At 39.5% G+C, this 669-nt stretch carries 1 protein-coding gene; it reads left to right on the forward strand.

What is annotated here, in order from left to right:
• Positions 1-160 precede the first annotated feature (160 nt).
• On the forward strand, positions 161-669 hold a 509-nt coding region (locus tag ACYVTD_RS15200), incomplete at its 3' end, for a C1 family peptidase (protein ID WP_461248548.1).

Consider the following 669-nt stretch of genomic DNA (forward strand, 5'->3'; position numbering starts at 1 on the left):
TTGGGTATTTTTTATTTAGTTTTTCAAGCATTTGGGCGGGGCTTTTTTCTTCTATATATATATTGCGCGCGTCGGTTAAAACTTCTTGGGCGGAATTGTTTTCTATAAACCAAGTTACGACCTAAGCGAAATCCACCTTGACTACATAACCTCTAACCAAATGTATGGTTGGCGAGAGCTACACGAAGGTGGCTATTTCAATGTGTTTGAAGACTATTCAAAAATCACCGGAGCAACAGATTCTGCACTGGAATATAGAGATTATGATTTTAACGAATACATGGAATTTAATAAACTCCCATCTGTCGATAACGTAACCAGCACAGTCAACTTCCCTACAATAATAAAGGAATCATCAGAGTGGTACGATGCTAACACACCAGAAGAAATCTCAAAATTCCGCAAAGCTGTCAAGAACCATATCATAAATAACGGTTCTCTATATGCTGTTATCGATTGTCCAGACTATATGCCAAAAGCAAATGCCTTTTTCAGCGTCGAAGGCGAACCATCAAGAGGTCTTCACGCAATCAGCATAGTAGGCTGGGACGATAATTTCGATAAAGTAAATTTCAAAAGCCACACCGGCAAAAAACCTTCAAACAACGGCGCATATATCGCACTAAACTCTTGGGGAACAGGCTGGGGCAACAAAGGTTATTTCTATAT

The sequence above is a fragment of the Treponema sp. R6D11 genome, from assembly GCF_054786075.1.